21 protein-coding genes are annotated in these 22,569 nt (G+C 41.9%); 18 read left to right on the plus strand and 3 right to left on the minus strand.

Features of this window, described 5'->3' with window-relative positions; translation table 11 throughout:
* Nucleotides 1–338 precede the first annotated feature (338 nt).
* A complete protein-coding gene (rne, locus tag MTN97_RS12985; protein ID WP_248474566.1) occupies nt 339–3,554 on the minus strand; it encodes a ribonuclease E in 3,216 nt (1,071 codons plus the stop codon).
* Between the two features lie 769 nt (nt 3,555–4,323).
* Here rne and rluC point away from each other — a divergent pair.
* Together rluC and MTN97_RS12995 are read left to right on the plus strand one after the other, a co-directional pair.
* Nucleotides 4,324–5,283, plus strand: coding sequence for a 23S rRNA pseudouridine(955/2504/2580) synthase RluC (gene rluC / locus MTN97_RS12990; RefSeq protein WP_036982979.1), 960 nt, complete (start codon nt 4,324–4,326; stop codon nt 5,281–5,283).
* 11 nt (nt 5,284–5,294) lie between these two features.
* Nucleotides 5,295–5,939: an HAD-IA family hydrolase gene (locus MTN97_RS12995; RefSeq protein WP_248474606.1), complete on the plus strand. Its 645-nt coding sequence runs from the start codon at nt 5,295–5,297 to the stop codon at nt 5,937–5,939.
* Here the strand turns inward: MTN97_RS12995 and MTN97_RS13000 are convergent.
* A complete protein-coding gene (locus MTN97_RS13000; protein WP_248474567.1) occupies nt 5,932–6,528 on the minus strand; it encodes a nucleoside triphosphate pyrophosphatase in 597 nt (198 codons plus the stop codon). The two genes, MTN97_RS12995 and MTN97_RS13000, sit on opposite strands and share 8 nt — an antisense overlap.
* A gap of 131 nt (nt 6,529–6,659) precedes the next feature.
* Between MTN97_RS13000 and yceD the strand changes: the two genes are divergently transcribed.
* The 14 genes from yceD to MTN97_RS13070 all read left to right on the plus strand — a co-directional run bounded on the left by yceD (nt 6,660) and on the right by MTN97_RS13070 (nt 18,543).
* On the plus strand, nt 6,660–7,184 hold the full coding sequence (yceD, locus tag MTN97_RS13005) for a 23S rRNA accumulation protein YceD (protein ID WP_013464694.1): 525 nt from the start codon (nt 6,660–6,662) through the stop codon (nt 7,182–7,184).
* 9 nt (nt 7,185–7,193) lie between these two features.
* The gene (gene rpmF / locus MTN97_RS13010) at nt 7,194–7,364 is read left to right on the plus strand and encodes a 50S ribosomal protein L32 (RefSeq protein WP_008109865.1); all 171 of its coding nucleotides are present in this window, start codon (nt 7,194–7,196) and stop codon (nt 7,362–7,364) included.
* A gap of 12 nt (nt 7,365–7,376) precedes the next feature.
* Nucleotides 7,377–8,414: a phosphate acyltransferase PlsX gene (gene plsX, locus MTN97_RS13015; protein WP_214552844.1), complete on the plus strand. Its 1,038-nt coding sequence runs from the start codon at nt 7,377–7,379 to the stop codon at nt 8,412–8,414.
* 55 nt (nt 8,415–8,469) lie between these two features.
* A complete protein-coding gene (gene fabD, locus MTN97_RS13020) occupies nt 8,470–9,396 on the plus strand; it encodes an ACP S-malonyltransferase (protein WP_248474568.1) in 927 nt (308 codons plus the stop codon).
* 11 nt (nt 9,397–9,407) lie between these two features.
* A complete protein-coding gene (gene fabG / locus MTN97_RS13025; protein ID WP_036982969.1) occupies nt 9,408–10,154 on the plus strand; it encodes a 3-oxoacyl-ACP reductase FabG in 747 nt (248 codons plus the stop codon).
* A 250-nt stretch (nt 10,155–10,404) separates the two neighbouring features.
* Nucleotides 10,405–10,641, plus strand: a complete 237-nt coding sequence (gene acpP, locus MTN97_RS13030; RefSeq protein WP_008109873.1) for an acyl carrier protein — start codon at nt 10,405–10,407, stop codon at nt 10,639–10,641.
* Between the two features lie 269 nt (nt 10,642–10,910).
* Nucleotides 10,911–12,149 (plus strand): beta-ketoacyl-ACP synthase II, encoded by a 1,239-nt coding sequence (fabF, locus tag MTN97_RS13035; RefSeq protein WP_138626506.1) that lies wholly within the window; start codon nt 10,911–10,913, stop codon nt 12,147–12,149.
* A 68-nt stretch (nt 12,150–12,217) separates the two neighbouring features.
* The gene (pabC, locus tag MTN97_RS13040; RefSeq protein ID WP_036982968.1) at nt 12,218–13,009 is read left to right on the plus strand and encodes an aminodeoxychorismate lyase; all 792 of its coding nucleotides are present in this window, start codon (nt 12,218–12,220) and stop codon (nt 13,007–13,009) included.
* Nucleotides 13,009–13,995, plus strand: a complete 987-nt coding sequence (mltG, locus tag MTN97_RS13045; protein ID WP_248474569.1) for an endolytic transglycosylase MltG — start codon at nt 13,009–13,011, stop codon at nt 13,993–13,995. Before pabC ends, mltG begins: the two co-directional genes overlap by 1 nt.
* Nucleotides 13,996–14,000: 5 nt before the next feature.
* Entirely contained in the window at nt 14,001–14,627 is a 627-nt protein-coding gene (gene tmk / locus MTN97_RS13050; RefSeq protein WP_016899838.1) for a dTMP kinase, read from the plus strand.
* 1 nt (nt 14,628) lies between these two features.
* On the plus strand, nt 14,629–15,543 hold the full coding sequence (locus tag MTN97_RS13055; RefSeq protein WP_248474570.1) for a DNA polymerase III subunit: 915 nt from the start codon (nt 14,629–14,631) through the stop codon (nt 15,541–15,543).
* A 12-nt stretch (nt 15,544–15,555) separates the two neighbouring features.
* Nucleotides 15,556–15,882, plus strand: a complete 327-nt coding sequence (locus MTN97_RS13060) for a PilZ domain-containing protein (protein ID WP_008109887.1) — start codon at nt 15,556–15,558, stop codon at nt 15,880–15,882.
* A gap of 17 nt (nt 15,883–15,899) precedes the next feature.
* Nucleotides 15,900–16,679 (plus strand): TatD family hydrolase, encoded by a 780-nt coding sequence (locus tag MTN97_RS13065; protein ID WP_013464702.1) that lies wholly within the window; start codon nt 15,900–15,902, stop codon nt 16,677–16,679.
* A gap of 4 nt (nt 16,680–16,683) precedes the next feature.
* Nucleotides 16,684–18,543 (plus strand): alkaline phosphatase D family protein, encoded by a 1,860-nt coding sequence (locus tag MTN97_RS13070; RefSeq protein WP_248474571.1) that lies wholly within the window; start codon nt 16,684–16,686, stop codon nt 18,541–18,543.
* A 639-nt stretch (nt 18,544–19,182) separates the two neighbouring features.
* Here MTN97_RS13070 and rsmF read toward each other — a convergent pair.
* The gene (rsmF, locus tag MTN97_RS13075) at nt 19,183–20,622 is read right to left on the minus strand and encodes a 16S rRNA (cytosine(1407)-C(5))-methyltransferase RsmF (protein WP_248474607.1); all 1,440 of its coding nucleotides are present in this window, start codon (nt 20,620–20,622) and stop codon (nt 19,183–19,185) included.
* 265 nt (nt 20,623–20,887) lie between these two features.
* Between rsmF and MTN97_RS13080 the strand changes: the two genes are divergently transcribed.
* Together MTN97_RS13080 and prpB are read left to right on the plus strand one after the other, a co-directional pair.
* A complete protein-coding gene (locus MTN97_RS13080) occupies nt 20,888–21,604 on the plus strand; it encodes a GntR family transcriptional regulator (RefSeq protein ID WP_036982928.1) in 717 nt (238 codons plus the stop codon).
* 63 nt (nt 21,605–21,667) lie between these two features.
* Nucleotides 21,668–22,546 carry a methylisocitrate lyase gene (gene prpB, locus MTN97_RS13085; protein WP_013464731.1) on the plus strand — a complete coding sequence of 293 codons (879 nt, stop codon included), beginning with the start codon at nt 21,668–21,670 and terminating at the stop codon, nt 22,544–22,546.
* Nucleotides 22,547–22,569: the final 23 nt, after the last annotated feature.

Raw genomic sequence — 22,569 nt, forward strand, 5'->3', positions numbered from 1 at the left:
AAAAAATCAAGAAGCGTTTAAGCTCCAAGAAAGTTAAATACGATCTTGAAGCCTATAAAGAGAGATGGTATCTACAATAAACCTCGATGTTGACCTTATCCGTAGGCGGGAGTTTAACTTGCGCATGTTTTAGGTGTTAGGAATAGCTGTAGACATAGATCTTGCTCACAGCAAGTTGCGAGCTAAGGGGTTAGGGATCAGGCTCGAAGCCCGATCCCCGTAGCCCGCTAACTTTCGACTTTACCCGAACCCCGTTGCCAGTTACATAAATGCCAGACAAAAAAACCGCGTTAAAATAAATTAACGCGGCTTTTTATGCTTTGAGCTAAACTCAGTGCTTATTCAGCACTCAGCGTTTTAGTCATCGCTGAGCTTGCACGACTGGCAGGTTTTACCGAGCCAGGGCGAAGGCCGCTGTCAGGGATTAACTCACGTTTGTCATGTGCCATTGCAACCGATATATGCTTGATTTTGCTATCGGCTACAGGCGTAGGCTGTGCCATTGGCGCATTTGCATGTCCTGCTGTAATCACAGTTTTAGCGTTTGCATTAGCTGAACTCGCTTGCGAAACTGTCTTAGGTTTATTTTCAACCACAGGCGCATCTTTCGCTTCTACAGGTGTTTCAGTAGCGCTAACCGGTGCTGTTTCAGCTTCAACAGCAACTTCTTCAGCTTTTACTAGTTCTTCAGCTTTTACTGGTTCTTCAGCTTTTACTGGTTCTTCAGCTTTTACTGGTTCTTCAGCTTTTGCTGGTTCTTCAGCTTTCACTGGTTCTTCAGCTTTTACTGGTTCTTCAGCTTTTACTGGTTCTTCAGCTTTTAATGGTTCTTCAGCTTTCACTGGCTCTTCAGCTTTTGCTGGTTCTTCAGCTTTTACTGGTTCTTCAGCTTTTACTGGTTCTTCAGCTTTTACTAGTTCTCCAGCTTTTACTGGTTCTTCAGCTTTTACTGGTTCTTCAGCTTTTACTGGTTCTTCAGTTTTTACTGGTTCTTCAGCTTTCGCTAAGTCTTCTTCAACAATGTTTTGTTCAACTGCATCAGAGGCATCAACGGCCGTTTTATGTGCTTTTGCTTTTAGCTCTGCTTCGTATTCAGCAGCGGCTTGATCCGCAACTGGAATGAAAACAGGCGCTTCATCAGACTTCTCTTGCGTGCCTTCACCTTCAGGACGACGACGACGTTGACCTGATGCACGAAGATGACGTGGTGAACGACGTGAGCGAGTACGTGTTTGCTCTTGCTCTTCATCTTGTTTTGCCACATTATCGTTTGCATCAACAACAGCTTCTGTTTGTTCTTTAGCAGGTGCAGGTGCTTTTTCATCTGATACCGGCGCTTGCTTTTCAACAACAGGTGCTTGCTCTTTCACTTGTGGCTTGTCTTCTTTAGCCACTGGTTGCTCAACAGCTTGTACAGTAGTTTGAACTTGCTCTGTGCTTTCGTCTTGTACGCGAACTTTTTTACGTAAATTACGACGTTGACGACGTACCTTAGGCTTTTGCTCTTTTGGTTCAGCATTCTTATCAGATTTAACTGCAGTATCCGCATTTTGAGTTGCCTCTGCTTTTACTTGCGTTTTATCTTCAGTTTTATGCTCAGGACGTTTACGCGTATTTGAATTACGACGGCGCTTATTGCGATTCTCATTCTTTTCTTGCGTATCATTTACAGGCGCCGACTCATTTTTAGCTTCAGTGTCTGCAGTACGTTCGTTACGCGGTTTATTACGAGGGTTATTATTACGACGACGTTGGTTGTTATTACGACGACGATTATCATTACCACGGTTATTACTAGGGCGATCTTGCGATTGCTTTTCAGTCTGTTTTTCTGATTTTTGCTCAGTATCAGACCCAAATAACGACTTAATCCATTTACCTAATGCGGCAAATAAACCAATTTCAGCTTTTGCTTCTACTACCGGCGCAGCTTTTGCTGCCGCTTGTGGAGCAGGCGTTGAAGGCATAACGACGCCTTTAAGCTTCGGCTCTTCACGAACAGGTGCCGCTTGCGATTTAGACATTTCAAATGCTTCAGGCTCAGGCGCAATAACTTGCTCGTAGCTTACAGTTTCAAGCGTTTCATCTTTACGTAAACGCATTACTTCGTAGTGAGGTGTTTCCATGTGTTGATTAGGAATAATCACTACATCACACTTATGATCCTTTTCAATACGGTGAACGCTACGACGTTGCTCATTCAATAAATAAGCGGCAACAGCAACAGGCACTTGAGCATTAACTTGAGCGGTGTTGTCTTTAATCGCTTCTTCTTCAATTAAACGAAGAATAGACAATGCGATTGATTCGTTAGAACGAATAGTACCTTGACCACTACAACGTGGACAAACACCTTGGCTTGCTTCACCTAGTGAAGGGCGTAGGCGTTGGCGCGACATTTCAAGTAAGCCAAAGCGAGAAATTTTACCAATTTGTACGCGCGCACGATCTGGGCGAGCAGCATCTTTTAAGCGGTTTTCTACTTCACGTTGATGACGTGGAGGTGTCATATCAATAAAGTCGATAACAATTAAGCCACCTAAATCACGTAAACGAAGTTGACGTGCAATTTCATCTGCCGCTTCTAGATTGGTGTTAAGCGCTGTTTCTTCAATATCGCCGCCTTTTGTTGCTTTAGACGAGTTGATATCGATAGAGGTAAGTGCTTCAGTAGGGTCAATTACAATAGAACCACCTGAAGGTAAGCGCACTTCACGTTGGAACGCAGACTCAATTTGGCTTTCAATTTGGTAATGCGTAAATAACGGTGTGTCACCTTGATAAAGCTTAACGCGACTCATGAAATCAGGACGAAAGCGCTCTATGTGCGCTTTAGCTTCTTCAAAAACACGAGGCTTATCAATTAAAATTTCGCCAATGTCACGACGTAAATAATCGCGAATTGCACGGAAAATTACGTTGCTTTCTTGGTGAATTAAAAATGGTGCTTTAGCACTGTCTGCCGCTTGTTGAATGGCTTCCCAGTGGACTAATAATGCTTTTAAATCGTAGTTTAGTTCTTCAAACGATTTACCAACACCCGCTGTACGTACAATTAAGCCCATACCTTTAGGTAGTTCTAAGCGGCTTAGCGACTCTTTAAGTTCAGTACGCTCATCACCCTCAATACGACGAGAAATACCGCCAGCGCGAGGGTTGTTAGGCATAAGTACTAAATAACTACCTGCCACGCTGATAAAGGTAGTCAGTGCTGCCCCTTTTTGGCCGCGCTCTTCTTTATCAACTTGTACAATAACTTCTTGACCTTCTTTGATCACGTCGCGAATATTTGGACGACCATGAAAGGTATAACCTTGCGGGAAGTAAGTACGGGCAATTTCTTTTAAAGGAAGGAAACCATGACGATCAGCACCGTAATCAACAAATGCTGCTTCTAAAGATGGTTCAATACGTGTGATTTTACCTTTGTAAATATTGGCTTTTTTCTGTTCGTGACCTGGGCTTTCTATATCTAAATCATATAGGCGCTGGCCGTCAACCAGTGCTACGCGCATTTCTTCTTGCTGCGTTGCATTGATTAGCATACGTTTCATAATGTTACTCTACTAGTTTGTGTCGCTGACATGACGATGTTTTCTCGCCTGTTCAGGTGTTCCTATTTTTAGAATGTGCAGTCTCACGACTGGGTCTTTAACGGAACGGCTCTGTATTTAGTAAGCAGTATTTTAAATGCCGGCAAACAATAGGGTGTAATCACGCTATTAAATTCTAAGAGGATACAAACGTGTCGGCTGTTTAGCTCAATACTCGTTTTATCCAGAAGTTGGCCTGTCATAACAATCTTATTAAATGCATTCATATTAGGTACGTAGGGCTCTTTAGCTTCAAACCATAGTTTTGTTTTTAAACTACCGTTATCGTTTTTATGAGCAAAAATCGCTACCGATGTTAATGAACGCTTATTTATTAGATTTTTTTAGTTCTAAATAAGCTGCTGTACGGTACTACAATATTTGAGCGAATTCTGAACGGCGTTTTTTTACGCCGCCACTATCAGACAAATTATCTGTTCATTGCTTTTATTATCACTTTAAAAATCAATTCATGTTCAAACTTAAGCAGCAATATATTACGCGCATTGCCGTTAGTTGTGCGCACGTGTTAACTGGGTATGTATAAAAGCTTTGGAAAACTTAACTCGGATCTGTATGATCGGTTACCCAGAATGTGCATCACGAATGTTTTAATGTGTTAAAAAGCACCGTTGTTATTTGCAAATACGAAATATTTGCGTTGCTGATTATCCCACTATTATAACTGTGTTAGCAACTAAATTATTTTACTTAAATCAGTGATTAGGCAATGTCAGAAAAAACCGGCTTACAAGTAACTTTTGTCACTATCAACGAAGACCACCTAGGTCAGCGTATTGATAACTTTCTTATTACCCATTTAAAAGGGGTGCCTAAAAGCGCAGTTTACAAAATTCTTCGTAAAGGTGAGGTGCGTGTAAACAAAAAACGCATTAAACCTGTGTATAAATTGCAGCTAGACGACGTTATTCGTATACCACCAATCAGAGTGTCAGAGCGTGAAGAGTTTGTGCCTTCAAAACTCGATAAAGTAACGCGCCTTGAAGACGATATTCTATTTGAAGACAAATACCTGATGGTTATTAACAAGCCATCGGGTATGGCTGTGCATGGCGGCAGTGGCCTAAGCTATGGCCTTATTGAAGCATTACGTGTTTTACGCCCAGAAGAGCGTAGCCTTGAGCTTGTGCATCGTTTAGACCGTGATACCTCAGGTTGTTTACTCATTGCTAAGCGCCGCTCTGTGCTGACTGCCTTGCATGAGCAATTACGCGAAAAAACCATGGAAAAAAATTATTGGGCACTTGTTGAGGGGCAATGGGACTCTAAAACAAAAAATGTGACTGAAGGCTTGCGCAAAAACACCCTAAAATCGGGTGAGCGCGTAGTACGTGTTGATAACACTGAGGGCAAACCGTCGCATACCCGCTTTAAAGTGCTTGAGCGTTTTAACGATTGCTCATTAGTACAAGCATCCCCTGTAACCGGTCGTACTCACCAAATTCGTGTGCATACTCAGTGTCAAGGTCATGCTATTGCTTGTGATGACAAATATGGCGATCAAGGGTTTGACGAGTCAATGCGTAAACGTGGTTTAAACCGCTTATTTTTACACGCCCATGATTTAAGTTTTTACCACCCTAAAAACGAAACCACCATGCGAGTAGAAGCACCACTAGACAAAGCACTATCAAGTTGTTTAGTTAAACTTAGAGCAGCAAAAGCGTGATCTCACCCACCATGAAAAACTATAAGCTGGTGATTTTTGATTGGGACGGCACCATTATGGATTCAATTAGCAAAATAGTTAATTGTATCCGCAAAAGTGCACAGTTACTCAATATTGAACCGCCGAGCGATACGGCCAGTAAAAATATTATTGGTTTGTCGCTTGAAAACGCAATAGCGACCTTGTTTCCTGATTACAGTGAGCATCACGAAGCGCTTATTGCAGGTTATAAACAGCAGTATGCGCTTGATACCACCCCAACACCGGTGTTTGATCACGTTGCACAGGTACTCACTGCGTTAAAAAATCAAGGCGTAATATTGGCGGTTGCCACAGGTAAAAGCCGAATAGGACTGGAACGCCTTCTAGATGAGAGCCAGTTGCGTCACTTTTTTAGTGCCACGCGTACCAGTGACGACGCTAAATCAAAACCCGCTCCCGATATGCTCTATCAACTACTTGAAGAGCTGGCTATTAGCGCCGACGAAGCATTGATGATAGGCGACACCCAAATCGACATGGCAATGGCAAAAGCTGCAGGTATGGATAGACTAGGGGTAACCATGGGCGTGCACAACGCTGCGCAATTAAACGAGTTTACGCCTATTGCAACCGCTGACAACTATCAGCAGTTGCAACAACTTTTACTTAGTTAGTTTTTGCGCTTAATACATCTAAGCCAAACTCAGCCAATAACTGGCTGAGTTTAATGAGTGGTAAACCAATTAAACTATTTGGGTCATCACCACTGAGCTTTTCAAATAAACAAATACCCAAGCCTTCACTTTTAAAACTTCCTGCACAATTATAAGGTTGCTCTGCATCGCAATAAGCACTTATTTGCGCCGTTGTTAACGTTTTAAAGGTTACATTAAAGGGCTCAACAAGGGTTTTGCTTTGCTTAGTGTGTATATCGTACACACACAAGCCAGTTAAAAAAGTGATCGTTTGCCCACTAAATAAGCTGAGTTGTTTCATGGCGTTTTCTTTATTGTGTGGTTTACCTAATATTTGGCCATTAAATACAGCAACCTGATCGGAGCCAATCGCTAAGCCTTGGTCAAAATGCTCGACCGCAGCTGCGGCTTTTAGTTCGCTTAAACGCTTAACAAGATCGTTAGGTGTTTCGTTGCTGTGAGGCGTTTCGTCAACATCGGGCGAAAACGTTTCAAAAGGCAGATTAAATTTTTGTAATAAAGACTGCCTAAAAGGTGAGCTTGAGGCTAATATAAGAGAGTGCTTCATGGCATGTTTTCCTAGCGTAAATCAGATTGAGTTAGGATAAATCAGATCCGTGAGTAAAACACGTGAAAAACAATGTAAAATTGGTTTTTTACTTTGACTAACCCACTAACTATCTATATGATGCAGCCCCTATGCAAAAGGTGAAAATTCCCATCACCCTTCATCCGGGCAAAGCAGCGCAACACCGTTTAAAGTATGACGGCATTGTACCGCTTGAGAAACTTCCTCGTTTACGAGGGGTTATCCAGGAAGAAGTAGGTGAAATAGCGGTAAAAATTCATTGCAAAAACGATGAGCAAGGTTTAGTTGTGATTAGTGGCAATTTGTCCACACACGTAACTGTCACTTGTCAACGTTGTAATGGTGATTTAGGGTTGGATTTGGATCAAGACTTTGTGTATTCGCCAGTCGGTTTGGATGCAGAGTCAGATGATCTTCCAGAAAGCTACGACGAAGTAGCACTTGATGAAAATGGTGAAATAGACGTGTTTGAGTTAATCGAAGACGAGCTTATTTTAGCTGTGCCATTAGTGCCTACCCACAACGAAGCTTCATGCAGTTATACAGCAGAGCCTGCCAGCTTTGGTGTTTTAAAGGCGGAAGATGATAAACCAAATCCATTTGATATTTTGAAACAACTTAAGAAAGATTCTTAGGAGAAGACTATGGCTGTACAAAAAAGCAAAAAGTCTCGTGCAAGACGCGGCATGCGCCGTTCACACGATGCGATCAGTGGTCCAACTTTAACTGTAGACCAAACATCTGGTGAGACTCATCGTCGTCATCATGTGACTGCAGATGGTTACTACAAAGGCGTTCAAGTAATTTCTAACTAAGAGATTGCTTATATGCTGACCAATCTAACCATAGCGTTAGATATGATGGGGGGCGATTATGGCCCCCGTTCATCTATCCCCGCAGCCGTTTCCGCGGTAAATGCTAATGCCAACTTAAAACTCATTTTATGTGGCAACGAGCAAGTAATAGCTAAACAATTAGAATCACTCGATTCACTTTCTCATCCTAGATTAATAATTCGCCATTGTAATGACGTTGTCACCAATGCCTGCGAACCCGCTGTTGCTATACGCTCAAAAAAAGATTCCTCAATGCGTGTTGCCCTTGATTTAGTTAAATCGGGTGAAGCGCAAGCCTGTGTTAGTTCTGGCAATACAGGGGCGCTATTTTTTATGGCGCATTACGTATTAAAAATGCTTCCAGGGGTGAAACGTCCCGCACTTATCTCTGCTGTACCTACTGAACGAAAAAATCCTGTTTACTTACTCGACTTAGGCGCTAATGTGCATTGTGATGCGCAAATGCTGTATCAGTTTGGCATTATGGGCTCAGTGGTTGCAGGCCAAGCACTTGGCTGCGATAACCCAAAAGTCAGTTTATTAAATATTGGCGCTGAAGATATAAAAGGCCATGAAGAAATTAAGCAAGCCGCGCAGTTAATGCAGCAAAGCGAGCTGATTAATTATATTGGCTACAGTGAAGGTAGCGATATTTTTTCTGGCAAAGCCGATGTTATTGTCTGTGAGGGGTTTGTTGGCAATGTTGCACTTAAAACCTGTGAAGGCATTGCTAAACTTATCATGAAAAAATTCACTCGCGCTCTCGAAAAGCACGTCATTTACAAATGCATGGCGTTTATGTTGGCGCCAATCATAAAAAAACTCTATAAAAGAGTGAACCCCGACCAGTATAACGGCGCTTCTCTGGTAGGATTGCGCGGTATTGTTGTTAAAAGCCATGGAAATGCCTCAGCTAAAGCATTTCATGCCGCAATCGACGAAGCAGTGAAAGAAGTAGAACGTCAACTTCCGGATAAAATCGCTGCTATCTTCGAAAAAACACATTCTAAAGACACGGCGGTTGAATAACAGTTAACGTGCCGTGTTACACATTATTTATTTTGTTTAATTAAAAGAGCAAACTATGGCACAAAAAATTGCACTTCTTTTTCCAGGTCAAGGCTCGCAAACTGTGGGTATGTTAAACGAGCTACTTGAAAGCTCAGACATAGTAAAAGCCACATTTGCAGAAGCATCAACCGCACTAGGGTACGACCTAGCAGATCTCGTTCTTAACGGTCCAGAAGAAAAACTAAATCAAACTCACCGTACTCAACCTGCTTTATTAACAGCAAGCGTTGCTATTTACCGTCATTGGTTAGCAGCAAATCCAGATGCAGACGTCGTCATGGCAGGTCATAGCCTAGGCGAATACTCAGCACTGGTATGTAGCGATGTGATCAGCCTAAGTGAAGCCGTAAAACTGGTTGAAAATCGCGGTTTATACATGCAAGAAGCCGTCCCTGCGGGTGTGGGTTCTATGGCCGCTATTATTGGTTTAGGTGATGACGAAATTAAAGCAGCATGTGAAGCGTCTGCACAAGGTGAAGTGGTTTCACCGGTTAATTATAACTCGCCAGGCCAAGTGGTTATTGCCGGTCATAAAGATGCAGTAGATAGAGCATCAGTAGCTTGTAAAGAAGCCGGCGCAAAACGTGCGCTACCATTATCGGTCAGCGTACCGTCGCATTGTGAACTTATGAAACCTGCGGCTGAAAAATTAGCCGCTGATTTAGCGGCTTTAACATTTAATTCACCTAAGTGTGATGTAATTAATAATGTTGATGTAAAAGCTGAAGGTTCAGCCGATGCAATTAAAGACGCATTAGTACGTCAGTTATACAGCCCAGTTCGTTGGACTGAAACAGTGCAAGCATTAGTTGCACAAGGCGTAACGCAAAGTTATGAATTTGGTCCTGGTAAAGTACTAACCGGGCTTGCAAAACGCATTGATAAAGCGATGGTGTGTGGCTCAGTTAATGACCTTGCATCAATCGATTCAGCTAAATAAGAGTATATTATATGAGTAATTTATTTTCTTTAGAGGGCAAAGTTGTCCTGATCACCGGCGCTAGCCGTGGTATTGGTAAAGCGATTGCAAACACCTTAGTGGCACAAGGCGCAAAGGTAGCGGGCACAGCGACAAGCGAGTCAGGTGCGGCTAAAATTAGCGAATACTTAGGTGATAACGGTAAGGGTTATGCGCTTAACGTCACCGATCCTGGGTCAATTGAGGCTACATTAGCAGCAATTAAAGCCGATTTGGGTGATATTGATGTTTTAGTAAATAATGCTGGTATTACGCGCGATAATTTATTAATGCGCATGAAAGACAGCGAGTGGGACGATATTATCGACACCAACTTAAGTTCTATTTTCCGTTTATCTAAAGCGGTACTTCGCCCAATGATGAAGAAAAAGAACGGCCGTATTATCAATATTGGCTCAGTAGTGGGCACTATGGGTAATGCTGGCCAAGCGAACTACGCGGCAGCTAAAGCGGGTGTTATCGGTTTTTCTAAATCATTAGCGCGTGAAGTTGCTTCTCGTGGTATTACTGTTAACGTGGTTGCACCAGGATTCATCCAAACAGACATGACGGATGATTTGACAGATGAGCAAAAAGCAGCAACGCTTGCAAACGTACCTGCGGGTCGTTTAGGCCAGCCAGATGAGATTGCAGCAGCTGTGTGTTATTTAGCATCTGACGCCGCTGCGTACGTATCAGGTGAAACTTTGCATGTAAATGGTGCGATGTACATGGTTTAGCTTCGCAATGCGAAATAGTTAAACCACAAATTACCAATGAGTTTGCTAAAAAACATTGAATTTTTCGCAAACTTGCTTTAAACATACTTGAAATCGCTGTGAAAATAAGCGATAAAAGATAAAATAAACACTCAACAGGTTTGACCAGCAAATTATTTATGGTCAAAAGATTGAATCAGAGAATTATCGGACGTAAACTACGCCGCAATCTGAAAATAACGCATTGGCGTTTTTAATAAAGGAAAGAAGAATGAGCGATATCCAAGAACGCGTAAAGAAAATTATCATCGAACAGCTAGGTGTTAAAGAAGAAGAAGTTAAAAACGAAGCTTCATTCGTTGATGACCTAGGTGCAGACTCTCTTGATACTGTTGAATTAGTAATGGCTCTTGAAGAAGAGTTCGACACTGAGATCCCAGATGAAGAAGCTGAAAAGATCACTACAGTACAATCTGCAATCGATTACGTTACAGCTCACGCTGAGTAATTAATCGCAAATTAAGGGCAGCATTCGCTGCCTTTAATCTTTATATCCAAACCACCTCAAAGTCCATGATTCAATTCCAAACCCTCACTCATCATCAGCAATTAAATTGTTATTGCTCAGCGTTGGTTATTGGTTTGAGACTCGCACTTTGAGGTAGCTTGGGTATGATCATCCCCAATACTAATAACATAACTAGCAACAGCGTTAACGCTGAAATAAACTGAGCTAAGTTAATTGGTATAATAATAATTCCTTATTGGAGGCAAACCGTGGCTAAACGTCGTGTCGTCGTAACTGGCTTAGGAATGTTGACGCCGCTAGGCAATGATGTGCAATCAACCTGGCAAGGCTTATTAGATGGTAAAAGTGGTATTCAAAATATTACCCACTTTGATACATCAAAATTTGGTACTCATTTCGCTGGTTTAATCAATGATTTTGATGCATCGGCTTATATGTCGCCAAAAGATGCTAAAAAAATGGATTTATTTATCCAGTATGGCATTGCAGCGGGTGTTCAAGCTTTTCAAGATTCAGGCCTCGAAGTCACTGAGCAAAACGCAACCCGTATTGGTGTAGCGGTAGGTTCAGGTATTGGTGGCTTAACCCTAATCGAAGAAAACCACATTAAATTACTAAACAGCGGCCCACGAAAGTTATCGCCGTTTTATGTACCGTCTACCATTATTAATATGATCTCAGGTCATTTATCAATAATGCACGGCTTGCGTGGTCCTAATATTTCAATTGTGACGGCATGTACTACAGGCCTGCATAATATTGGCCATGCAGCGCGAATGATTGCCTACGGCGATGCCGATGCAATGGTTGCCGGTGGCGCAGAAAAAGCGTGTACGCCAATTGGTATGGGTGGCTTTAATGCCGCACGTGCGCTTTCAACACGTAACGACGACCCTCAAGCAGCGTCTCGTCCTTGGGATAAAGACCGTGATGGCTTTGTGCTTTCAGATGGTGCTGGTGTGGTTGTTGTTGAAGAATACGAACACGCTAAAGCACGTGGCGCTAAAATTTATGCAGAGCTTGTTGGCTTTGGCATGAGTGGCGATGCCTACCACATGACCTCACCACCAGAAGATGGCACAGGTGCGGCTCTGGCTATGGAAAACGCATTAAACGATGCGCAAGTAAATGCTGAGCAAGTTGGCTACATTAACGCACATGGTACGTCTACTCATGCGGGCGACAAAGCCGAAACGTCAGCGGTTAAAACCATTTTTGGTGATTCAGCGAAAGATGTGATGGTAAGCTCATCTAAATCGATGATGGGTCATTTACTAGGTGCAGCGGGCTCTGTTGAGTCGATAGTGTCTATCTTATCGTTGACCGAGCAAAAAGTAACACCCACAATTAACCTAGACAACCCAGATGAAGGCTGTGATTTAGATTACGTGCCGCACACAGCACGAGACGCCAAACTTGATTACGCGTTGTGTAACTCATTTGGTTTTGGTGGTACTAATGGCTCGTTACTGTTTAAAAAGGTATAATCTTTTTTAACAACGAACGACAATAAGAACCCAGTTGTTTAACTGGGTTTTTTTATGTGTAAAAAAATATGCAAACAATAATAACAGCAAGTGAAACCAGTAGCGTAAGTACCCGCGATAGAGGCTTAAACTATGGCGATGGCTTTTTTACAACCGCGATTATTACTGATGGACAGGTTGAACATTGGTCTTATCATAAAGCGCGTTTAATTGAATGCGCGCAGCGTTTAGGGTTTCCGGCGCTTGAGTTTAGCGCACTTGAGTCGCACATTACTCAGCAAATAGCATCAAAGGTTCAAGCGGTTGTTAAAATAGTGGTAACACGCGGCGAGGGCGGGCGAGGCTATGCGCCACTAAGCGAATGTAATTTAAACATTATTGTGAGTGTTTTACCTTATCCAGCGCATTATAACAGCTTACACGAGACAGGAATTAGTTTAGTCATCAGTCCAATTAAACTGGCTTTACAACCGCACTTAGCAGGGCTTAAAACCTTAAATAGACTTGAGCAAGTATTGATCAAAAATGCCCTACAAACCGAGCAAAGTGATGATGCACTTGTACTTGACTACAACAACAATGTAATTGAAACCTCGGCGGCTAATATTTTTGCAATAAAAAATAATAAAGTAATTAGCCCCAGGCTTGATGAGTGCGGCATTAAAGGTGTTTTTCTGCAATCTTTATGTGATAAATTAGCAATTGAATTTAAAACTATCAGCGTTGATGAGCTTACCCAAGCAGACGCGGTATTTGTATGTAATAGTTTAATGAAAATTGTGCCCGTAAAAAGCATAGGCGAGCACTGTTTTGATATTGCTCACAGTCGGTCATTACTAACAGTAGCCAAGGAGGCTTAGTGTTAAAAGTTATTGTATCAGTATTATTGCTGGCTTTTTTTAGCTCAGTGATTGGCTATCAGCAATTACAGGCAACAATTCAAACGCCATTACAGATAGCCGATAACACCCAATTTGAAGTTAAAAAAGGCACCGGCTTTAATAAGTTGTGCCGTCAATGGCAGCAGCAACAGTGGGTAGAAGACTGTTGGCGGTTTCAAATATTAGCTAAACTCGACCCAACCTTGACCGATTTAAAAGCGGGTTTGTACGAGTTAAGCGCAGATAGCGTAATCAACAATATAAAAAAAATAAACCAAGGCGAGCAAGTTAGTTTTAGTTTTACCATTATTGAAGGCCAAGCACTTAGAGATATATTAAATGCACTAAGTACGGCACCACACTTACAAAACGATTTAAAACGCGAACAACTTGGCGAGCAAATAATAGGTAGGCAAACCCATCTAGAAGGTTGGTTATTCCCCGATACCTATCATTACCATAGCAATGATACTGCCAGCAGTTTACTAAAACGTGCTGCGCAAAAAATGCAGCAAACGTTGGCTGATGCTTGGCAGCAACGGGCAAACGATTTACCTTACGATACCGCCTATGAAGCACTGATCATGGCCTCTATTATCGAAAAAGAAACCGCGCTTGCCAGTGAGCGTCCGTTAATTGCATCGGCGTTTATAAATAGATTAAACACCAATATGCGCTTACAAACCGATCCAACCGTAATATATGGGCTAGGCGAAGATTTTGACGGTGATATTAAACGTAAAGACTTGATAAATTACACACCGTATAATACCTATCGTATTAACGGATTACCGCCCACGCCAATTGCCATGCCATCCAAAGAAGCGATTTTAGCCGCGGTAAACCCGCCTAAAAGCGAGTATGTTTACTTTGTAGCAAAAGGCGATGGCAGCCATCAGTTTTCAACCACATTAAAGCAACATAATGCGGCGGTTAACCGGTATATTTTAAATAAAAAGAATTAGTGTTTATGAAACCAAAATTTATAGTGATAGAAGGCCTAGAGGGCGCGGGTAAATCAACCGCTATTGCCCTGTGCCAAGACTTTTTAAATCATCATCATATTGATTTTATTAATGTCCGTGAACCCGGTGGCACACCACTGGCTGAATCGTTGCGTACCTTAGTAAAAGCAGAGCATCAAGAAGAAATCGCCTTTGAAACTGAGCTACTTATTATGTACGCAGCTCGCTCACAGCTAATGCACAATGTAATAAACCCTGCACTTGAGCAAGGGCAATGGGTATTGGCTGATCGTCACGACTTATCGTCACAGGCGTATCAAGGCGGTGGACGCGGAATAAGTGCAAACACGTTAGCGTCGTTATCCTCTATGGTGTTAAAAGGATTAAAACCCGATTTAACCATATACCTTGATATTGACCCTGTTATTGGTCTTGAACGGGCAAAAGGGCGTGGTGAACTCGATAGAATTGAACAAGAAGCCATTGAGTTTTTTCAGCGCACCCGTATGCGTTACATAGAACTGGCAAACGATGATGAAAGCATTAAAACCGTTGATGCTAACCAAAGTATTGATAAAGTACACCGTGATATTACTAATGTACTGCGTACGTTTTTTTCAGGGTTAAAATAATATGGCATTGCCATGGCTTAACGATGTAGAGCAACGTTTAGCTCAAAGCTATAAAGCGCAGCGCTTTCATCACGCGCAGCTATTTTGTGGGCCTATTGGGGTAGGCAAGTTTGAGCTAAGCGATCAATTAGCTAACAGTTTGTTATGTCACAATACACAATCGCAGTTAAGTGCACCTAGTAGCGTGCTAACGCCGTGTGGGCAGTGTAAAAGCTGCTCGTTAAACCTAGCTGGGACGCACCCAGATAAACGCGTTACTCAAGTAGAAGGGCAAAGCATAGGTGTAGACGACATACGCGGCATAAGCGATTTTATGCACCAGTCGGCGGCGCAAAATGGCAACAAAGTGGCGATTATTGAAAACTGCGAAAAAATGACAACGGCGGCAGCAAATGCATTATTAAAAACTTTAGAAGAGCCCAGTAACAGCCGGTTTTTAATTCTTACAACCAGCCAAGTGGCACAATTACCAGCAACTATCTTAAGCCGCTGTGCTAAAACTGAGGTCAAAGTAACCAATAGTCAGCTAGCACAGCAGTGGCTAAGCTCTTTAGATGTGCCTAACTACCCATGGTTATCATTGTTTTACAGTCAACCCCTGCAAGTAAAGCAGTGGCAACAGCAAAATCAGCTAGAAAGCATTGATACACTCTATAAATTTGCAACTGAGTTTAAACAAAGCCATAATTTCAATGCGTTAGTCGATATAATAAATAAACAGCCTGAGCTTGTTCGTATTTTTACCTTATTTTTAAGTGAGCAGTTAAAACAGCAGCTTTTAAATGGCATGAGTTTTGAAGTCTACCAAGTTGCACAGCAAGCCTTGAATGATTTTTTACAAAATAACATACAAATTCTTGGGCTAAATTTACCGCTTGCGGTATCACGACTAGCGTATACATTACGCAACCAATAAAAAGGATTAGATATGCAAGAGCTATTAGTTGATATAGATGACCTTGACGAACTATATCGCTGCTACATGCCTTTTTTAAAAAAAGGGGGGCTATTTGTACGCACCAATATGCGTTATGAGCCTGGGTATTCACTCGCTTTACGCGTAACCTTACCTGATGCCTTAGAAGACGATGTGGTCACCGGCAAAGTCACGTGGATCACTCCGCAAGGTGCACAAAGCTCAAACCCTCCGGGGATCGGCATTAGCTTTTTAGATGATAAAACAAACCTAAACGCGAAGATCGAAAAACTGCTGGGGACTATGTTAAACTCCGGCAATCCAACTTATACCATGTAGTAAAAACAGGCCTTATTTTGATTGTAGATTCTCATTGCCATTTAGACCGTCTTGATTTTGATAAACTCGATTTAAACCTAGACCAAGTACTTGATAACGCACGCGCAAAAAAAGTAGAACACTTTTTATGTGTTAGCGTCACACTTGATCAGTTCCCTAATATGCTAGAGCAAATTAAGCATTACGACGACGTATCAGCGTCATGTGGTGTACATCCGCTTGATCAAAAAGACGCGCTTAATAAACAGCAATTAATTGATTTAGCCTCGCACCACAAAGTAGTGGCGATTGGCGAAACTGGGCTCGATTATTACTATGCAAAAGACACCCATGCCGTACAACAAGCCAGTTTTGTTGGCCATATTGAGGTGGCAAATGAATTACAAAAGCCGCTTATTATTCATACCCGCGACGCCCGTGCCGACACCATTAACTTAATGCGTGAACACAAAGCAGAAAATTGTGGTGGGGTACTACATTGTTTCACCGAAGATTGGGATATGGCCAAAAAAGCCATTGATATGGGTTTTTATATTTCTATTTCAGGTATTGTAACTTTTAAAAATGCGGTAGAGCTTAAAGAGGTGGTAAAACAAATTCCACTTGATCGACTGCTTATAGAAACCGACTCGCCGTATTTAGCACCAGTCCCATATCGTGGTAAAACTAATCAGCCAGCGTATGTGGAAGACGTGGCTTACTATATTAGTGAACTAAAAGGTATTAGCTTTAACGAGTTGGCAAAAGCCACCACCGATAATTTTTATTCTTTATTTAAATTAGCAGCTAAAGGCTAACCTCATGACGACTCTCTCGGTGCAACACCCGCTGTTACTTATGGGGCCCATGGTGCGCCGAGCAGAAAAAACCGCAGTCTGTATTCAGTTTGCTACCTCAAAGCAGGTAAACAGCCGTATAGAGCTAATGGGCTACGAATGCTATAGCGAACAAAACAGCGTTAGACTGGGTGAACATTTATTTTTACAGTTCATAGTTATTAAACCCATAAACAGCCAGTTCCCGCGCGATATATTACTACAATATCAGTTATTTTTTGATGACAGCCCCGTTGATTTATCAGCGTTTAGTTTTAATGATGGTGCGTTACCTGCGTTTGTGATCCCCAAAAGACTGACGCAAATATTACATGGCTCGTGTCGCAATGCACATCATCCCGCAAAAGACAGCCTAGTTAGTTCAAGTCAGTGGCAAGCTACTCAACGCAGTAATAATCAGCAAGGGGCGCAGTTGCTATTGCTCTCGGGCGATCAGGTATATGCTGACGATGTAGCAGGGCCTATGTTATTAGCTATCCATCAACTCATTAAGCAATTAGGTATTTACAAAGAGCAACCGCTTGCGCTGGATTTACCCGACGATATTAGCCAACAGCTTTATGGCCGCCATCATTTATTACCCACCACCTCGTGGAAAAAGCGCTCTAAATTAGGCATAGGTTATTGGTTAAAAAAAGACGAGCCACATTTTTCTAGCGTAAAAGCGTATAACCACCTTATTCATTTTGAAGAGTTTGTAGCGCTGTATTTACTTAATTTTAGTAGTACCGCGTGGCAATATGTTGACTTATCAAAGCTAAATTACTCAGGCGGTAACGAAAAAAGCCAAGCATTGTTTAGCACAGAAAAAGCCACACTCATTGATTACGCTAAAGGCTTAGCTGAGGTAGAGCGATTATGTGCCAATGTGTCTACCTTAATGATGTTTGACGATCACGATATCACTGATGATTGGAACCTCACCGCCGGGTGGGAGCAAGCCATTAATCAAAACCCCAGTAGCAAACGTATTGTAAATAATGGCTTAGTAAGCTATTGGCTGTTTCAGGGAATGGGTAACGACGCACTACAAAAAACCGGTGCGCTACTTACTCCATTTACAACAAGTCTAGCTGGGGATAAGCAATGGCAATTCAAAGCATTTGATAAACATCTAAATGATTTTAACCATTGGCATTATGAGCTAACAACTATTCCTAAAGTGGTGGTGCTTGATACCCGAACACACCGCTGGCGTAACGAGCAGAACTTTAATGAACCCTCAGGCTTGTTAGATTGGGAGCGTCTTACTGAGCTTGAAGAAAGCCTACTCAGCCATGACCAAGTCATTATTGTATCGCCCGCTCCCGTGTTTGGGGTTAAATCAATAGAGGCAATTCAAGCGGTGTTTAATATGTGTGGGCAACCGCTTATGGTTGATGTAGAAAACTGGATGGCGCATGAAGGCTCAGCTAAAAAACTGCTCGACATATTTAGACGTACCGACACCCCAAATGAAACGCTGATTTTATCAGGCGACGTGCATTATTCGTTTTGTTTTTCAGTGCAAAAGCGTTTTGGCGATCATCATAATAGAATTTGGCAGCTCACAGCCAGTGGCATTAAAAACGAGTTCCCGCGTAAGCTAATAAATGTGCTTGATAAGCTCGACTCCATTTTATATGGCCCTAAAAGTTTGCTTAACTTTTTTACCAAACGCTGGCACATGGAAGTCGACAAACACCAAACTAAAGGCAAAGGGCAAAAGTACCTAGTAAGTGATTCGGCTATTAGTTTGGTTTCCCTTAAAGGCGGTAATTTAGTCCGCTACCAGCTCATACACGGCGACGGCCACACCACCGAATTTGATTTAGAAGAGCAGTAGATTAAAAACAGGTATTAGGTGCTAGGTATCAGGTCGATATTATTGCCGACGTGTAGCAGCGACTTCATGTCGCGTCATTTTTAATGTCGTGAGCGACGGGCAACAGGTAACGGGCTTCGAGTTGCGGGCTAAATAACTAAAACCGGAGTTTTTCAAGTTAGCTATCTCCTAAAACCTTTATTTTTGAACCACAGAGAGCACCGAGGCGCTTTGCGCTGCACAGAGAAAAAGCTTCAATTTTGGAAATCGAATAACTAACAAAAGTTCTTTAACCTTTTTCTTTAATTACTTTCTCTGTCTGCTCCTATCCTCTGTGGTAAATAAATCACTAAGTTCTTATTGTAATAATAGGACTGAGTGAGGGATTAAGCTCGTAACCCGTAACCCGACTCTCGCAGCTCGTTAACTTTCGCCTAGACAAAAAAAGACCCAGAGCTATAAGAACTCTGGGTTATAGAGGGGCTCGTATTTGAGCCCTGCGCTAACTAAAGACACTTTCAGATTCTTAGGGAGAAGAAGAAAGTTATTTAAGTATAGTCAAAAGTGCTAAAAATACACATTTTTGTTCGTTTTTTATACTGCTGTAATTACAGCAAGTTACATTTGTTATACACACCTTTGTTACATTTAAGTTAGGATTTACGCCCAGTTTATTAACTGCGTATTTTGTACTAAATCTCTTGGTAAAGAGTTTTTAACTTTATTTTTTTGCCATTTCCCTAAGCCAATAGGGCAACCACATAAAGTTAGGATCACCTCGCCGCTGGATTTGGTTACCTCTTCTAGGCGTATATCTTTACCATTAAAGTAATCGTTAGCCTGTTCATTGGTTAATGCCAGTACATTACTTTTACACTGCTTTCCAAATACTGTGGCAAATTCGTGCGTTAGGCGTACGCCATTTTTATGAATAACGCCTACTTGTATCCCTAATCGCGCGTATTTTATTTTATTTTGTATTGCTTCAAATTCATCAGGGAACAGCCAAAGCTCTTTGTCGCGCTGCATTAAAGTGCCTGGCAGGCTTGTTAAACCAAATTGCTTTTTGAGGGAGCTCATAAACGCAGCTCTTTGTTTACTATCAAAGTCACTAAAGGGGAACGCGCCTTTTTTAACTTTTAATGTTTGGTTTTCGCAGCTGCTGTGCTTTTTAAATTTGGCAATAAAAAAGCCTTCGCTGTCGAACGTTTGCGGCCAAACATGTAAGTAGCCCTCTGTGGTGGTGGCTTTATCAGCCCCTGGGAATAAATCGCTTAATGACTCAGGGCTTATATATTCGCCAAACTCATCTAATAATGCGCTGCATACTTGTTGGTTTTCGAGTGGGGTTAATGTACAGGTTGAATACACCAGTGTACCGCCAGGTTTAAGTGCATAAAATGCACTTTTAATCAGATCTTTTTGTACTTGGGCAATAGTAATGTTTGATTCGATAGACCAATTTTTTAGCGCGTCACTATCTTTACGAACCGTGCCTTCACCCGAGCAGGGCGCATCAAGCAAAATACTATCAAAGCATTCAAACATGTAATTACCAAATACCACGCCATCAAAATGCGATAGCGCACAGTTACCTACACCCATACGCTTTAGCGTGGCACTAAGCACTTTTAAACGTGACGACGACAGCTCATTTGCAACTAAAACGCCTTGATTGTCCATTATCGCGGCAAGTTGTGAGGTTTTAGAGCCCGGTGCCGAGGCCATATCAAGAACCGTTTGGCTGGTTTGTAAGCTTTGCTTTAATGCCATCGGCGGCAACATTGAACTTGCCTCTTGCACGTACATAGCCCCGCTTAAATGTAAATCGGTATTACCCAGCGCTAGGTTTTGCTCTTCATCGTTTGGGCGCTCTAACCAAAAACCTTCATCACACCAAGGAATAGCGGTAAGTTGCCAGTTTTTTTTAGCCGCTTGTTGCTTGAACTCTTCAACACTCATTTTTAATGTATTAACGCGAACAGACTTACGTAAAGGTCGACGACACGCATTTAAAAAATCATCTAACGTAAGGTGATCAGGCAGATAAGTTTTTACGTCGTCAATAAATTGTTCTGGGATATAAGTGTTAGCGTCCACGATTTGGCTCATACAATAAAAATTAAAGCCGGATAATAGCATTTTTAACGATTTTTTTCAGTGTTAAAAATGAAAGAGTAACCCTTTTAAAGTGTCGACACCTTGTTGAGTAAAGCGGCTTAAACACTATTTTTTATTATACTTTTAGCTAATGCTGTCGACAATGTGGTGGTTTTTTATTCATTTTTAGTGTTTTCAGGGTTGACACTGTAGGTTAATAAGCACATAGTTAACCCATAAATTGTCGACAATATAAAAATACTTTATGACACAGCACTTGTTAAACGACACCGCAGTTACAACCGCTTCCGATAAAGTGTTTGTAGATATGCGCCGCGAGATAGTAGAAGGCAGTATTGCACAAGGCAGCAAAATATCAGAGCCGGAGCTTGCAAAGCGTTATGGTGTAAGCCGTGCAACGCTTAGAGAAGCATTAAACCGTTTAGAAAGTTGTTATTTAGTTGAGCGTAAAGCCAATATAGGCTGCCGTGTTGTGGCATTAACCGCAGAACGTTTAATCGAAGTGTATCAAGTACGTAGTGCCCTTGAAGGACTTGCATGTAGGTTAGCTGCCGACAATATGGAACCAGATGAAGTACAAGGCTTGAAACAATTACTTAATCAGCATTTGCACACTCAGCGTGTTAAAGAAGGTGAGTCGTACTATCAAGAAGCAGGCGACTTAGATTTTCATTACAGAATAATCAAAGGCAGTAAAAACGCGCACTTAATTCATTTGTTATGCCACGACCTGTACCAATTAATAAGAATGTATCGTGTACAAATGGGTATGGTAGGGCCGCGGGTATCTAAAGCGTTTGATGAGCATTTAGCCATTATTAACGCCATAGAAAACCATGATGGAGAGCTTGCCGAAATGTTAATGAAGCGCCATATCAGTGCATCACAAGCAAATATACAAACAAAATTTGATAGATATCAACAATCAGTACAAGCCACTCAAAATGAAATGGCTAACTAGTACAGATGTTTAAAAAATACTAAGTTGCCAAAGAGCAGCCCCGTTCAAAGTTAGGAGAAGGTAATGTCAGCAGGATTAAAATTTAAACAGGCAATTGCAAATAACCATCCGTTACAAGTGGTAGGTACTATTAACGCGTACACCGCGATGATGGCTGAAAAAATGGGCCATCAGGCTATTTATTTATCGGGTGCGGGTGTGGCTAATGCCTCATTTGGTATGCCAGATTTAGGTATGACCAGCCTTGATAACGTGCTTGAAGATATTCGCCGTATTACCGGTGCTAGCGATTTACCTTTGTTAGTGGATGCCGACACAGGTTGGGGTGGGGCGTTTAATATTGCCCGTACCGTTAAAGAAATGACTAAAGCAGGTGCAGCAGGCTTTCATATTGAAGACCAAGTAGCGCAAAAGCGTTGTGGCCATCGTCCTAATAAAGAAATAGTTACCCAAGCTGAAATGGTAGACCGTATTAAAGCCGCAGTAGATGCAAAAACCGATAGCGATTTTTACATTATGGCACGTACCGATGCGTTTCAAAAAGAAGGCTTAAACGCAGCAATAGATCGTGCAGCAGCTTGTGTTGAAGCCGGTGCCGATGCCATTTTTGCAGAAGCCGTTCATGACCTTGCAGATTATCAAGCATTTACCAAAGCGATTAATGTGCCTATTTTGGCCAACATTACCGAGTTTGGCCAAACCCCAATTTACACCAAAGAGCAACTAAGCGATGTGGGCGTAGAAATGGTGCTTTACCCATTAAGTGCATTTAGAGCAATGAACAAAGCGGCACTTAATGTGTACTCGGCTATTTTGAATGAAGGGTCGCAACAAAGCCAAATTGAAAACATGCAAACGCGTGCAGAGCTTTACGACTTTTTAGATTATCACTCATACGAAAACACGCTCGATAACCTTTTTTCAGCAAAATCTGACAAATAATAAAAATTCAACAGGAGACACAT

Origin of the sequence: Pseudoalteromonas sp. 2CM36K (genome assembly GCF_023161865.1) — a bacterium.
Classification (GTDB): domain Bacteria; phylum Pseudomonadota; class Gammaproteobacteria; order Enterobacterales; family Alteromonadaceae; genus Pseudoalteromonas; species Pseudoalteromonas tetraodonis.

Coding starts and splice junctions, on each gene's coding strand:
- tmk (WP_016899838.1), top strand. CDS start 14,001: ATGAAACCAAAATTTATAGTGATAGAAGGCCTAGAGGGCGCGGGTAAA.
- MTN97_RS13000 (WP_248474567.1), bottom strand. CDS start 6,528: ATGAAGCACTCTCTTATATTAGCCTCAAGCTCACCTTTTAGGCAGTCT.
- MTN97_RS13070 (WP_248474571.1), top strand. CDS start 16,684: ATGACGACTCTCTCGGTGCAACACCCGCTGTTACTTATGGGGCCCATG.
- rpmF (WP_008109865.1), top strand. CDS start 7,194: ATGGCTGTACAAAAAAGCAAAAAGTCTCGTGCAAGACGCGGCATGCGC.
- MTN97_RS13055 (WP_248474570.1), top strand. CDS start 14,629: ATGGCATTGCCATGGCTTAACGATGTAGAGCAACGTTTAGCTCAAAGC.
- yceD (WP_013464694.1), top strand. CDS start 6,660: ATGCAAAAGGTGAAAATTCCCATCACCCTTCATCCGGGCAAAGCAGCG.
- MTN97_RS13080 (WP_036982928.1), top strand. CDS start 20,888: ATGACACAGCACTTGTTAAACGACACCGCAGTTACAACCGCTTCCGAT.
- rluC (WP_036982979.1), top strand. CDS start 4,324: ATGTCAGAAAAAACCGGCTTACAAGTAACTTTTGTCACTATCAACGAA.
- MTN97_RS12995 (WP_248474606.1), top strand. CDS start 5,295: ATGAAAAACTATAAGCTGGTGATTTTTGATTGGGACGGCACCATTATG.
- fabD (WP_248474568.1), top strand. CDS start 8,470: ATGGCACAAAAAATTGCACTTCTTTTTCCAGGTCAAGGCTCGCAAACT.
- fabG (WP_036982969.1), top strand. CDS start 9,408: ATGAGTAATTTATTTTCTTTAGAGGGCAAAGTTGTCCTGATCACCGGC.
- plsX (WP_214552844.1), top strand. CDS start 7,377: ATGCTGACCAATCTAACCATAGCGTTAGATATGATGGGGGGCGATTAT.
- MTN97_RS13060 (WP_008109887.1), top strand. CDS start 15,556: ATGCAAGAGCTATTAGTTGATATAGATGACCTTGACGAACTATATCGC.
- pabC (WP_036982968.1), top strand. CDS start 12,218: ATGCAAACAATAATAACAGCAAGTGAAACCAGTAGCGTAAGTACCCGC.
- acpP (WP_008109873.1), top strand. CDS start 10,405: ATGAGCGATATCCAAGAACGCGTAAAGAAAATTATCATCGAACAGCTA.
- rne (WP_248474566.1), bottom strand. CDS start 3,554: ATGAAACGTATGCTAATCAATGCAACGCAGCAAGAAGAAATGCGCGTA.
- prpB (WP_013464731.1), top strand. CDS start 21,668: ATGTCAGCAGGATTAAAATTTAAACAGGCAATTGCAAATAACCATCCG.